A 13265-nucleotide genomic window follows, 5' to 3' on the forward strand; every position below is an offset into this window, starting at 1 on the left:
CAATGTAAAGGCGCCGGCCGGTGGACGATCGATCACGCGGCCGTCGCCTGCTCCCGCCACCACGCGCGACCCCGCTCCGGCAGCGTGTAGATCGGGTCGTGGTACTCGTACCGCCGGGTGAGGGCGTCCGGGTCGGCGGCCTCCAGGGCGGTGCGGTAGTTCTTCGTCCAGTAGGAGACGCCGCGTTCGCGGTCGTAGCCGGCGAGCTGGTGCACCCAGCGTTTGCCGACGTAGGGGACGTCGCACACGATCCGCGGGGTGGCGAAGCCGGGCAGGTAGCCCATGATCGCGTGCTGGAGTTCCTGCGCCTCCCAGACCGCCAGCCGCCAGTGCTCGCTGTAGGGGATCATGTCGCACATGTAGAGGTAGTACGGCATGATCGCGGCCTCGTCGAGCAGCGCGAACGACAGGTCGAGCAGGGCGGCGGGGGAGTCGTTCACCCCGCGCAGCAGCACCCCCTGGTTGCGGACGTCGCGGATGCCGGTGTCGAGCATCGCGCGGGCGGCCTTGGCGACCAGCGGCGTCACCGACCGGGCGGCGTTGACGTGGGTGTGGATGGCGATTTGGACGCCGCGTTGGTGCGCCGTGGCGGCGAGGCGTTCCATTCCGGCGCGGACGTCGTCCTGCAGCCAGTGCTGCGGCAGTCCCATGAGCGCCTTGCTGGCCAGGCGGATGTCGCGGATGTTCTCGATGTCCAGCAGGGACGCGACGAACGACTCCAGCCGGGGCCAGGGCATGTTGGCGACGTCGCCGCCGGACACGACGACGTCGCGGACGCCGGGGGTGCGGCGCAGGTAGTCGAGCATGGCGCCGAGCCGGTCCGGCGGCCTGGCGGTGAACCTGTGCTTGTCGACGTTGGCGGTGGAGTTGCCGACGAGGTCCATGCGGGTGCAGTGTCCGCAGTACTGCGGGCAGGTCGGCAGGATCTCGGCCAGCACCTTGGTGGGGTAGCGGTGGGTGAGCCCCTCCACCGCCCACATCTCGGCCTCGTGCAGCGAGTCGCGGGTCGCATAGGGGTGGGACGGCCAGTCGGTGCGCCGGTCGCTGAAGACCGGGAGCATGTAGCGGCGCACCGGGTCGGCGTGGAAGGCCTCGGTGGAGGAGACGTCCATGGTGTTGAGCATCTGCGGGGGCAGCAGCATCGACATCGTCGCGCGTTCGGCCTGGTCGCGTTCGAGGTCGGTGTAGAACGACTCGTCCAGCAGGTCGCCCATGACCTGGCGGAGCTGCCGCGTGTTCTTCACGCAGTGGGCGCGCTGCCACTGCGCCGACTCCCATTCGTCCCGGGTGACGTCCCGCCAGCCGGGCAGGCGCCGCCAGTCCGGTTCCTCCAGGGGCCGCCGCCGGTAGACGTACGGCTGCGCGGTCGCCTCGGACGGGACGGCGGCGTCCGGGTCCGGATGCAGAGCAGTGGCCATCGTCGACCCTCTCCTCGCCTCACATGATCGCGTAAAACTCTTGTATATGGCCGACGGTACGGGAAGAATTTCGATGAAACCAGTAATGTTCGGAATATCTTTCGTGCATGAGGGGTGGGGGAGATGAGCGACGCGGACACGGCGGTGGGCCTGCACCGGGTACTGGAGCCGCCGGGCGTGCTGCCGCAGGCGGCGCTGCGGCTGGACACCGACCCACGGATCCGGCCGGACGAGGTCCGCGTCGCGGTCGAACGCCTCAACCTGGACGCCGCGTCCTTCCGGCAACTGCACACCGCGCACGGCGGTGACCCGGACGCGATCCGCGCCGACGTGCTGCGGATCGTCGCCGAGCGCGGCAAGATGCACAACCCGGTGACCGGGTCGGGCGGCATGCTCGTCGGCGTCGTCGACGAGGCCGGACCGGACTCGCCGCTCGGCCTGCGCCGCGGCGACCGCGTCGCGACCCTGGTGTCCCTCACCCTCACGCCCCTCGCCATCACCGATGGGCTGGCCCGCTGGAACGGCCTGTCGGAGCAGGTGCCCGCCGAGGGCCACGCGATCCTGTTCGCCCGGTCCATCGCCGCCGTCCTGCCCGACGACCTGCCCGTGCCGCTCGCCCTCGCCGTGATGGACGTGTGCGGCGCCCCCGCCCTCACCCACCGGGTCGTCGCCTCCCATCGAGGGAGCCGCGCCGACGGGCCCGCCGTGGCCGTGCTGGGAGCCGCCGGGAAGAGCGGCTGCCTGTCACTGGCCGCGGCCCGCCGCGCCGGGGCGTCCCACCTGGTCGGGCTCGTGCCGACCGCCGAGGAGGAGGAACGGCTCGCCGCGTCCGGTCTCGCCGACACCGTCGTCCGCGCCGACGCCCGCGACCCCGTCGCCGTCGCCGCCGCGATCGGCGACGCCCACGACGGGCCCGTGGACGTCACCGTCGTGTGCGTGGACGTGCCGGGCTGCGAACACGGCGCGATCCTGGCGACCGCGCCCGGCGGCACCGTCGTGTTCTTCTCGATGGCGACGTCGTTCTCCGCCGCCGCCCTCGGCGCCGAGGGCCTCGCCGCCGACGTGACGATGCTCATCGGGAACGGCTACGTGCCGGGGCACGCCGAGACGGCGTTGGACCTGGTGCGGTCGGAACCCGCCGTCCGCGCGTTGTTCACCTCCCGGACCGGGGACGATTCGGCAGAATGACCGGCAATGCCCCGGGACGCGGCCGGGTATCGGAACACGAGGGAGACAGCATGGGGAGCATCATCGAGGACCTGCGCGGGCGGGACCCGAAGGAACGCCAGGCGCAGATCGTCGACGTCCTCGTCGACGCGTTCTCGGACCTGATGGAGCGCAGCCCCGCCGAGTTCCGCCGCCGCTTCCGGAAGATGGCCTCCGACCCGTTCGCGTTCTACCGGGGCAGCGCCTGCCTGTTCTACGCCGACGTCGTCCACGACGACGACCCGTGGGCCGACGAGCGCACTTCCCGCGTGTGGATCCAAGGCGACCTGCACGCGCAGAACTTCGGCACCTACATGAACGACGACGGTGTCTTCGTCTTCGACGTCAACGACTACGACGAGGCCTACGTCGGGCACTTCACCTGGGACGTCAAGCGGCTCGTCGCGAGCGTGGCGCTGCTGGCCTGGCAGAAGGCGATCTCCGACGACGACATCCGCCGCCTCATCGAGACCTACGTCCGCGCCTACGTCGACCAGGTCCGCCGGTTCGCGGCGCACGAGGGCGACGAGCGGTTCGCGTTGACGCTCGACACCGCCGACGGGTACGTCCGCGACGTGCTGGTCGCCGCGATGGGCGGCACGCGGATCGGGCTGCTGGACGGCATGACGGTCGTGGACGGCTCCGAACGCCGGTTCCGCGACCGTCCCGGCGTCCGCCGCCTCGGCGACGACGAACGCGCCGCCGTCGAGGCCGCCTACCGCGAGTACCTGACCACCATCCCGGTCGACAAGCGCTTCGGCAGCCTCACCTACCAGGTCAAGGACATCGTCGGCGCCTCGGGGTTCGGCATCGGCTCGGCCGGGCTCTCGGCGTACAACATCCTGGTGGAGGGCAGCACCCAGGCCCTGGAGAACGACGTCGTCCTGTCGATGAAGCAGGGCAATGTCGCCGCCCCCAGCCGGGTCGTCGACGACCCCCGCATCCGCGAGTACTTCCGCGACCACGGCCACCGCACGGCCGTGTCCCGCCGCGCCCTGCAGGCCAACAGCGACCCGTGGCTCGGCCACACCCAGATCGACGGCGTCGGCTACGTCGTGCAGGAACTGTCCCCTTACGAGGAGGACCTCGACTGGAGCGGTCTCAGCGAGCCGGACGAGATGGTGTCGCTGCTGGACGACCTCGGCCGCGCCACCGCGAAGGTGCACTGCGTCTCGGACTCCGACTCCGACCACACCCTCGTCGGCTTTCAGGTCGAGGACGCCATCGACGCGGTCATCGGCCCGGACGAGTCACGGTTCGTCGAGGCCATGGTCGCGTTCGGCACCCGCTACGCCGAGATCGTCCGCGATGACCACACCTACTTCGTCGACGCCTTCCGCAACCACCAGATCCCCGGACTGTAGAGAACAGGGCGGGCCCCACGCCCCGATCCCCGAGGCGGAGCCCGCCCCCTCACCCGGCCCTGTCGCCCCTCCGACATGTCAACACCGGACGCAGGCGTACCGCGAGCTCGAAGTGACGCGCCGACAGCGCACCCGGCGGGTCGGACCGGGGTCAGGGTCGGGCCGCGCGGATCAGCAGCAGCGCGATGTCGTCGTGCCCGTGCTGGTCGGACAGCAGGTTCAGCACACCGTCGGCGGTCTCCTCCAGCGTGCCGGCATGGGAGGCGACCAGCGCGGACGCCAGCCGCGCTATGCCCTCGTCGACGTTGCGCCGACGGCTCTCGACCAGCCCGTCGGTGTAGAGGGCGAGGGTCGCGCCCGGCGGGATGGCCGCCGGAACCTGCTCGTACTCCGCCGGGTGCGCCTGGTCGGACACGCCGAGCGGAAGGCCGGACGGGACGGGGAAACGCCGGACCGTCCCGTCCGGAAGGGACAGCAGCGGCGGGGGATGACCGGCGCACGCCACCTCGCAATAGCGGGTCGCGGGGTCGCACACCAGGCACAGGCAGGTGGCGAACTGGGCGGCGTGCAGATCCTGCGCGATCGCGTCGAGGCGTTCCAGGACCACGGCGGGCGGGAAGCGGCAGGCCGCAAGCGTGCGCGCGGCGACCCGCAGCTGGCCCATCGCCGCGGCGGCGGTGACGCCGTGGCCGACCGAGTCGCCGATTACCACGGCGATCTGGCCGTCGGGCAGCGGCACCACGTCGTACCAGTCGCCGCCGACGCCGCTGCCCGCCGGCAGGTACCGGTGCGCGATCTCCAACTCGGGCGGCGCGGTGACCACGGCGGGGACCAGGCTCGCCTTCAACGCCGTGGCGGTGCGGTGCTCGCGGCGGTACAGGCAGGCGTTGTCGATGCACGTCGCGGTCTGCGCGGCGAGTTCGGCGGCCAGCGCGGCGTCGGCGGCGGCGAACGGTGGGCGGCCGCGTTTACGGCTGAACACCGCGAACCCGAGGGGGCGGCCCCGCGCCACCAGCGGGACCGCCAGCAGTGAGACATGGTCGAGAAGCCCGTCGATGAGGCGGCCCGTGCGGTGCGCGAGGGTGTCCTGGACGGCGGCGCCGCCGAACTCGACCATGCGCCCGGTGGCCAGGCACCGCGCGTACGGCGTCGTCGGCGGGTAGACGATCACCTCGTTGACGGGGAACTCGCGGGCCCAGCCGCGCGGGTCGTCGTCGGCGAACACGATGGACAGGCGCCGCACGACCACCGACCCGTCGACCTCGGCCGTGGGCCGGTCATCATCGGCGAGCAGCCGCTCCAGCACGTAGACGGCCCCGGCGTCGGCGAACCGGGGGACGGTGACGGCGACGGCCTCCCGGGCCGTCAGGTGCAGTTCCAGGGAGGAGCCGATGCGGCGGCCGGCCTCGCTGAGCAGTTCCAACCGGCCCGCCCACGGCGGTGTCACGGTGAGCGCGACGGCGACGCCGCCGCCCTGAACGGTCATCGGTTCGCACGCCACCGACAGGCCCCCGTCCACCGCGGCGCCGTCGCCCGCGGGCGGCAGCGTCCCGGACCAGGGCCGCCCCTCGGCGGCGCGGCCGAGAGCGGCCATGAGCTGATCGGCGGTCGGCCCGCCCGGCGGCTCGCCGAACAGGTCGGCGAGCAGGTCGGTGACCGTGGCCCCGACCGCCTCGCCGGGGCCACGGCCGAACAGCCGCGCGGCGCCCTCGCTCCACCCGGTGATCCTGCCGTCCGAGGTCAGCAGGACGGTCACCGGCGCCGCCCGCGGCGGCGGTCGTTCGGACATCGGCGTTCACCGTTCCGTGGGCCGGGCCGGTCGCGCGGAACCGCGTTACGCTGAGATCCCCGCGCGGACGGCGCCCCCCGGTCAGAGGGAGACGGATGCATGGGCTTTGAGTGGGTTCCACCCGAAGTCGACTGTCGAAAACCCAGCGTCGCACGGGTTTATGACTTCTTGCTCGGCGGTGACCACAATTTCGCGTCCGATCGTGAGCTGGCGACCGGCCTCCTGCGCGTCGAACCGCGTGCGCGGGAGCTCGCCCGCGCGAACCGGGCGTTCCTGCGGCGCGCGGTCCGCGCGGTCGCCGAAACCGGTGTCAGGCAGTTCGTCGACCTCGGCTCCGGCATCCCGACGCAGGGCAACGTGCACGAGGTCGCACGGGACGTCGACCCGGCGGCGCGGGTGCTGTACGTCGACAACGACGACGTCGCCGTCGCGCACAGCCGCGCCCTCCTGGCAGGCGAGGACCGGGTCGCGGTCCTGCGCGCCGACCTGCGGCGCCCCGCGGACCTGCTCGCCGACCCGGCGCTGCGGAACCTCATCGACCTGTCCGAACCGGTCGCGTTCCTCCTCGTCGCCGCACTGCACCTGGTCAAGGACGAGGAGGATCCGGGCTCGATCGTCGCCGCGCTCCGGGACGCGTGCGCGCCCGGCAGCCACCTGGTGATCTCCCACATGACCCACGAGACGGAACCGGGAAAGACCGCGGCGATAGGCCGCCTGTACGACCGGGCGAGTTCCCCCGCGGTAGCGCGCTCGCACGCCGAAATTCTCCGCTTCTTCGACGGCTGGAACCTCCTCGACCCCGGCCTGGTGTACATACCGACCTGGCGCCCGGACGACAGCACCCCCATCCCCGACCCCGAACGCTCCCTAATGCTCGGCGGCGTGGCCCACCGCCAATGACCCCCACACCCCCGCCCGCGCCACCGGTACGCCCCCGGCGCGTTGGCCCGCCTGCCCGTGCGCGTTTCGGTGCATGTGCCGGTCCGCCTCCTCACTGGCGCGAAGGCGGCGCAGCACGGCTCGGCACGCAGCACAGCCACCGGTCGCCGGGCGCGGCGCCGATGCGGGCGAGGGTGGTGCATGTCCTCGTGCGTGTCCCCGCCCGGGTGTGCCTCCCGATCCGCATGCCCGTACCTCACGTGTGCGTCCCGTGTGCGTTATCGTGCACCTGCTCGTGCCCGTGGGCGTCCTGGTGCGCCTTTCGGTGAGCCCGGGAGGAGGATCGGAACGGCCAGTAGCGGCTGGCCGGTGGCGGTGGAGTGTCGTTAACTGACGTGTCGTCAGCCGCAAACGAGGGTTGCAGAAGCTGGCGACGCTCGGGGCTGGCGGGGTGTTCTCCCGAACGTGACCCAAGGCCAATGTAGAGAGATCGCCGCAGGTCACGGGAGCGTATACGGCACCCGCCTCCCGAGCAACTGCACCGTGGTGTTGCTCCCGAGCCCGTCCAGCACCCGGGTGTAGGCGCCCTCCAGCGCGGAGGCGATTTCGGCCAGATGCCCGGCCGGCTCGTCCTCCAACTCCAAAGCGGCCAGCACGCGCGGCCGCGCGGCGTCCCAGCCCCGGCTTTCGAGCAGGCGGGCGCGCGGGTTGCTCCACCGGTCGGCGCCGACGGCGGACACGTCCCGGCGGCGCAGCGTGGGCGTGCAGGTGCATCACCGCGCACAGCGTGAACGCGGCCTTGTCGACCTGCCCGGCGGGCAGGTCGGGGTTGGCCAGCACCAGCGGCCGCCACGACCCGGTGATCAGGTGCTCATGTGCGGCGATGTCGGCGCGGTCGTAGCGGCGGCGGGCCTTGACCATCGCGGCCGCGTCGCCACTAGCCGCTCCGATCCTCCCTCGCGGACCGTTCGTGTCCTGGGATCACAACGTCAACCGTCTCCCGGGACTAGACGGCGCACTTCGACCCCGCATCGGTGCCATTGACCTGCAATTTCCTAATCCAGGGCTTGTCTGGTCGGCATCGAACTGTGCAACGACAGGCGGCTGCATCGAGCCAGTGGTGATAAGACACCGACCATGACGTTATGCAGCTACACGAACACTTTCAGTGATACTTCTGGGGACTCTGGTACTCCAGGACACCCCGAGAGGTACTCCCGTGATCAAGCACCTTGCACTGACCGGCCTGGCCCTGACCGTCGCCGCGATGGCCACCGGCCTGGTCGCCGCCGCCTCCGCCTCCACCCCCCAGCGCGCGCTCGCGGCCCCGGTGTGCCTGGACGCCACCAACAGCCGGGCCGACAACACCAACGTCCGGCTCTGGAGCTGTCTCAACCACCCCAACCAGAAATGGGTGATCCGGGACGGGCAGATCATCGTCGCCGACACCCTGGCCTCCAACCCGGTGTGCCTGGACGCCACCAACAGCCGGGCCGACAACACCAACGTCCGGCTCTGGAGCTGCCTGAACCACCCCAACCAGAAATGGGTGATCCGGGACGGGCAGATCATCGTCGCCGACACCCTGGCCTCCAACCCGGTGTGCCTGGACGCCACCAACAGCCGGGCCGACAACACCAACGTCCGGCTCTGGAGCTGCCTGAACCACCCCAACCAGAAATGGGTGATCCGCGACGGGCAGATCATCGTCGCCGACACCTTCGCCTGACCCACCGCACGTTCCGATGACCCCGTCGCGATGACGGCCGGAACCGAGGAAGGCCCAGGCGATGGGATCAGGTGATCCCGGCTTGGGCCTTCTGCGTGGATAACCGGCAACGCCCCGTCAAGGCCTGGCCGCCCACGCCCGCACACGCGGCACTCTCCACCAGGCGATGAGTTCATGCCCACCACGACCGCTTCCCAGCGGCGCATCCGCAAGCCCGCCCGGTTCCCGGCCGCCGCCAGCATCTCGCGGCGTTCACGCTCCCGCTCGCCACCGCGGCTCCCGCCTCCGCGGCCGCCCCGCCACCCGACGTCCCGGTCGAGGTGCGCTACGACAGCGGCGAGTGGAGCGTCGTCTTCAAGGGCACCGCCCGCGCCGTCTGGACCGACTACACCTACAGCACCTTCACCTACGACGGCGTCCTCTGCTGTTCCCACCAGGTCGGAAGGTGGCCCGAACCCTGGGCCGAGCTGCTGTTCGGCGGGGTCTCCACGGCCTGGGACAACCATCCGGTCTCCTGCGACCGCACGGAAAACCACATCAAGGGGACGGGTAAACGCGCCGGCCACGGACTCGTCGAGTTCAAGGTCGGCGCCAACAGCGGCCTATTGGGAATCTGGGGGTGTCGAGCAGGCGCGTGTAGGCGCCCTCCAGCGCGGAGGCGAGCTCGGCCAGGTGCCCGGCGGGCTCGCTAACAACTCCAGCGACGCGAGCACCCGCGGCCGCGCCGGGCTCGGTCGCCGGGGGCCTCGCCGAGCGGGTCCTTAGCAGCGGCCGGCTGGTAGTCCGGGGTGTTTCACCATGAGCCACCGCCTGGGCACAGCAGGGTGACGGTCACCGTCAGCGGATCGGTGGGAGAGATGCCGCCGGGCCGGGTCATCGCTCGGGTGGCCGTCCATGCTCGGGTGGCTGTCCATCGGCCGATGCAGCCCTGGCAGAACCGCTGGGGGTCGCGGCCGTTCCAGCGCGGCGGGTTGAGTGCCTTCTCCACGATCTCGAAGTCGGCGTCATGCTCGTGGCACAGCCCGCAGTCGTTGCGCACGTGGATGAACCGGGTCGGTGTGCCGGCGGCCGTGGGAATTCCATCCGTAAATGCGACTGTAAAAAGGGGGTTTTCTGTATTAGGTGACGCTCCGGGGTTCCGGCACCTGCACGCCGCCTTCTCGCGGGCCGGTGGTCGTGGACGGTCGGGTCAGGGTGTTTCTTTCTCTTCTGGGACGTTCCAGCGTTGGCGGAGGTCGACGCCGACCTCGTGGGTACGGCGGCCGCGTGTCTCGGGGACCCAGAGGGAGACGAACAGCAGGCCGAGGACGCAGATGCCGGCGAAGATCCAGAAGGTGGTCTCCTGGCCGAGGGCGTCGATGAGGGGGAGGAAGGCCAGGCTCACCGCGAAGTTGGACAGCCAGTTCACGGTCGCGCCCGCGCTGGATCCTTCGGCTTGCAGGGCGGGTGGGAAGATCTCGCCGAGCAGGACCCAGAACACCGGGCCCATGCCGAGCCCGAACGCCACGATGTACAGCATCATGAACGCCAGGGTGATCACCGGGCTCAGCTCGACGGCGAAGGCCAGGCCCAGCATCGCGATGGACAGGCCCATCCCGGCGAGGGAGACGATCAGCAGCGGTCGGCGGCCGATCCGGTCGATGAGGGCGAGGGAGACCAGTGTGATGATGACGTTGACGACGCCGATGAACACCGAGTAGTAGATCGCGTTGGAGGCGCTCAGCCCGGTGGTCTCCATGATCGTCGGCGCGTAGTAGAGGATGGTGTTGATCCCGCAGAACTGCTGAAGCGCGGCGAGGATCATCGCGACCAGGAGTGCGGGACGGTATCTGGGGAGCAGCAACGCCCGCGCGCGGCCGCCTTCGGTTTCGATCTTGGCGTGGTCCTCGCGGTCAGGGGTGTAGCGCTCGATGACCCGGTCGGGGACACCGGGGCGGGTGATTCTTTCCAGAATTCGCCGGGCTTCGTCGGTGCGGCCGCGGCGGATCAACCACCGTGGGGACTCGGGCAGCCATATGCACGCGATGACCAGGGCCGCGGAAGGGATCGCGCCGACCGCGAACATGGCGCGCCAGTTCTCGGCGTCGGCGAAGACCCAGTTGGTGATGTAGGAGGCGAGCAGGCCGATGGTGATGAGCAGCTGGTTGAGGCTGAGGATGCGGCCCCGGATCTGGGGCGGGACTATCTCACCGAGGTAGGTCGGCACGGTGGCCGACACGCCGCCGACGGCCATACCCATGATGATCCGGGCGAGCAGCATCACCCCGTAGCTGTGGGCGGCGGCGGCGATCACGATCCCGACGAGGAACACCACGCCGAGGGCCGCCAGCAGAGGCCGCCGCCCGTAGCGGTCGGCGATGCGCCCGCAGCTGAGCGCGCCGGCGACCGCGCCGGCGACCGCGCCGAGCAGCAGGACGCTCACCACCGAGCTCTGCTCGAATGAGGTGAGGCCGAGGTCCTCGCGGATGAACAGCAGGGCGCCGGAGATGATGCCGGTGTCGAAGCCGAACAGGAAACTGCCGATCGTGATGAACACCGCCCACAGGCGGGCGGTCTTGAGCCCCTGCGGTGTCAGCTCCTCGAACTTGCTCTGCTGCGCGGGGCGCACGTTCAGTGGTTCACCGGTCATGTGTTCCAGTCCTCCCATGTCTGCGGGCCGGAGGTTCCGGCGCGGTAGTCGTGGAGGGGGACACGGCCGGCGTGCCAGGCGTCCAGCACCGGCTCGACGATGCGCCATGACTCGACCGACATGTCACCGCGCACCGACAGGGGCTTGTCGTCCCGCAGGACGCCCCGCAGCACCTCGCCGTACTCCAGGAGGCCACCGGGGTCGAAAGCGGCGCCGAGCGTCACCTGTTCGACCTCGAACGGGTCGCCGGCGCCGTTGATGTTGAGGTCGAGCTGGAGGCGCCGGGGGCCGATGCCGATGCGCAGCCGGTTGTCCAGGGCCGCGCCGGTCAGGCCCGCCGGGACGTGCGGGGGGCTCTTGAAGGTGAAGGCGACCTCCTGGCGGGGCGACCCGATCGCCTTGCCCGACCGGACGCGGAACGGCACACCGGCCCACCGCCAGGTGTCGACGGCGAAGACGACCTCGGCCAGCGTCTCGGTCTGGCGCGAGGCGTCGATGCCCGGCTCGTCCACATACGACGGCAGCAGGCGGCCGTTGACGTCGCCGGCGGTGTAGCGGGCGCGGCGGCTGAACCTGTCGGGACGGTCGTCCCAGACGTGCGTGGCCCGCAGGACCTGCGCCTTGGCGTCGCGGACGTCCACCGGTTCCAGCGTGCTCGGCGCGGTCATCGCCACCAACGACAGCACCTGGAGCAGGTGGCTCTGCAGCATGTCCCGCAGGGCGCCCGTCCTGTCGTAGAAGTCGGCGCGGCCTTCGAGGCCGAGTGTCTCGTCGAACACGATGTCGACCGCTTCGACGTGCTCGGCGGTGAGCAGCGGCTCGATCACCCGGTTGGCGAACCGGATGCCCAGGATGTTGAGCACCGACGCCATTCCGAGGAAGTGGTCGACGCGGTGGAGGTGATCCTCGGGCACCAGACCGTGCAGGACCTCGTTCAGCTCGGCGGCCGAGGCCGAGTCGGTGCCGAAGGGCTTCTCCAGGACCAGGCGCGTGCCGTTCGGCACGCCGATTGCGGCCAGCGTCCGGCAGGACTGGGCGATCACCGCCGGGGGCAGCGCGAAATACAGGGTGAGGCGGCCGCGGCGCTGATCCAGCAGGTGACGCAGGTCACCGTCGTCGGTGGCGTCCGCGGGGACGTATCGGGCGTTGCCGACCACGGCTTGGACGGCCGGGCCGCGGGCGCCGCCGTCGGCGAACGCGTCGGCGACGACCGAGCGCCACTGGCCGTCGGACCATTCCCCCTGGTCGCTGCCGATGAGGAGCAGGTCGTCCAGCCGGGACGCCTCCACCAGGCCACCGAGCCCCGGCAGGAGCAGCCGGGACGTCAGGTCGCCGCGCGCACCGAGGATGACAAGAGTCTGCGTTGAGGCATCGGTGTTGCTCATCCTGCGAACTCCCGTACTGGTAAGCCGTTCACACCCGGCGTGCAGGCGAACAGCGCGCCCGCGTCCGGCTCGGCACCCCGATCGAGGTGCTCGCGCGAGGTCGTGATGTACAGCCGGCCGAGATCGGGACCACCGAAGGCGCACGCCGTCGTCTTGGACACCGGCAACTCCACGACCTCGTCGCGGGTGCCGTCCGGCGCGAACCGGTGCACGGCGCCACCGCCGTAGAGGGCCACCCACACGCCGCCCTCCGCGTCGACGGTCAGCCCGTCCGGGTCGCCCGAGGTGGTGACGAACGGACGGCGCCCGGTCAGCCCGCCCTCCCGGTCGTAGTCGAAGACGTCGACCCGGCCGGTCGCGGTGTCGACGTAGTAGGCGCGGGTACCGTCCGGGCTCCATTCCAGGCCGTTGGAGACCGTCACGCCGTCCAGCACCACCGCCGTCGAGCCGTCGGGATCCAGGCGGTACACAGCGCCCGCCCCTTCCCGCTGGTCGTAGGCCATGGAACCGCAGTAGAAGCGGCCGTCGGGATCACATCCACCCTCGTTCATCCGCACACCGTCACCGGACCAGACAGGGCGCAGGGTGGTCAGCGTCCCGTCCGGGTCCTCCAGCGCGAAACCGCGCTCGACGGCGATCACCGCGCCGCCTCGCCTCCTGGGCCGGACGGCGGCGACCACGGTGCCGACATGGCGCCGCGCGACCGTCCCGTCCGGGGCGAGCGACAGCACGTCGCCCGCCAGCATGTCCAGCCACCGCAGACCACCCCACGCGGCCGACCACACCGGCCCCTCGCCGTGGTAGGCGACCGACCCGGTCACCTGCTCCGCCTTCACCTCCCGCACCCCCTCACCGCATCGGCCCGC

At 71.1% G+C, this 13265-nt stretch carries 11 protein-coding genes; 4 read left to right on the forward strand and 7 right to left on the reverse strand.

The window, feature by feature from the left end; all coding sequences use genetic code 11:
• Nucleotides 1–32: 32 nt before the first annotated feature.
• A complete protein-coding gene (locus BZB76_RS20235) occupies nucleotides 33–1418 on the reverse strand; it encodes a KamA family radical SAM protein (protein WP_121435934.1) in 1386 nt (461 codons plus the stop codon).
• 123 nt (nucleotides 1419–1541) lie between these two features.
• Here BZB76_RS20235 and kdd point away from each other — a divergent pair, with 123 nt between their 5' ends.
• Entirely contained in the window at nucleotides 1542–2606 is a 1065-nt protein-coding gene (kdd, locus tag BZB76_RS20240; protein WP_121435935.1) for an L-erythro-3,5-diaminohexanoate dehydrogenase, read from the forward strand.
• A 50-nt stretch (nucleotides 2607–2656) separates the two neighbouring features.
• Complete coding sequence (locus tag BZB76_RS20245) at nucleotides 2657–3988, forward strand: DUF2252 domain-containing protein (protein WP_121435936.1); 1332 nt, start codon at nucleotides 2657–2659, stop codon at nucleotides 3986–3988.
• 151 nt (nucleotides 3989–4139) lie between these two features.
• On the opposite strand, the gene BZB76_RS20250 is transcribed toward BZB76_RS20245, so the two are convergent.
• Nucleotides 4140–5777: a SpoIIE family protein phosphatase gene (locus BZB76_RS20250; RefSeq protein WP_121435937.1), complete on the reverse strand. Its 1638-nt coding sequence runs from the start codon at nucleotides 5775–5777 to the stop codon at nucleotides 4140–4142.
• A 99-nt stretch (nucleotides 5778–5876) separates the two neighbouring features.
• Between BZB76_RS20250 and BZB76_RS20255 the strand changes: the two genes are divergently transcribed.
• Nucleotides 5877–6677, forward strand: coding sequence for an SAM-dependent methyltransferase (locus BZB76_RS20255; protein ID WP_121435938.1), 801 nt, complete (start codon nucleotides 5877–5879; stop codon nucleotides 6675–6677).
• Between the two features lie 479 nt (nucleotides 6678–7156).
• Here the strand turns inward: BZB76_RS20255 and BZB76_RS20260 are convergent, their stop codons facing one another.
• Nucleotides 7157–7396 carry a hypothetical protein gene (locus BZB76_RS20260; RefSeq protein ID WP_121435939.1) on the reverse strand — a complete coding sequence of 80 codons (240 nt, stop codon included), beginning with the start codon at nucleotides 7394–7396 and terminating at the stop codon, nucleotides 7157–7159.
• A gap of 479 nt (nucleotides 7397–7875) precedes the next feature.
• Here BZB76_RS20260 and BZB76_RS20265 point away from each other — a divergent pair, with 479 nt between their 5' ends.
• Entirely contained in the window at nucleotides 7876–8385 is a 510-nt protein-coding gene (locus BZB76_RS20265; RefSeq protein ID WP_121435940.1) for an RICIN domain-containing protein, read from the forward strand.
• Between the two features lie 793 nt (nucleotides 8386–9178).
• Here the strand turns inward: BZB76_RS20265 and BZB76_RS20270 are convergent.
• From BZB76_RS20270 to BZB76_RS35325, 4 genes are all read right to left on the reverse strand, one after another.
• Nucleotides 9179–9424 carry a hypothetical protein gene (locus BZB76_RS20270; protein WP_121435941.1) on the reverse strand — a complete coding sequence of 82 codons (246 nt, stop codon included), beginning with the start codon at nucleotides 9422–9424 and terminating at the stop codon, nucleotides 9179–9181.
• Nucleotides 9425–9574: 150 nt separating this feature from the next.
• A complete protein-coding gene (locus BZB76_RS20275; RefSeq protein ID WP_121435942.1) occupies nucleotides 9575–11014 on the reverse strand; it encodes a sugar porter family MFS transporter in 1440 nt (479 codons plus the stop codon).
• A complete protein-coding gene (locus tag BZB76_RS20280) occupies nucleotides 11011–12399 on the reverse strand; it encodes a glucose-6-phosphate dehydrogenase (protein ID WP_211343086.1) in 1389 nt (462 codons plus the stop codon). The genes BZB76_RS20275 and BZB76_RS20280 overlap by 4 nt, the downstream gene beginning before the upstream one ends.
• Nucleotides 12396–13244 carry an SMP-30/gluconolactonase/LRE family protein gene (locus BZB76_RS35325; RefSeq protein ID WP_211343087.1) on the reverse strand — a complete coding sequence of 283 codons (849 nt, stop codon included), beginning with the start codon at nucleotides 13242–13244 and terminating at the stop codon, nucleotides 12396–12398. The genes BZB76_RS20280 and BZB76_RS35325 overlap by 4 nt, the downstream gene beginning before the upstream one ends.
• Between the last annotated feature and the right edge of the window lie 21 nt (nucleotides 13245–13265).

The sequence above is a fragment of the Actinomadura pelletieri DSM 43383 genome (assembly GCF_003634705.1).
In the GTDB taxonomy this organism is placed as follows: Bacteria; Actinomycetota; Actinomycetes; order Streptosporangiales; family Streptosporangiaceae; genus Spirillospora; species Spirillospora pelletieri.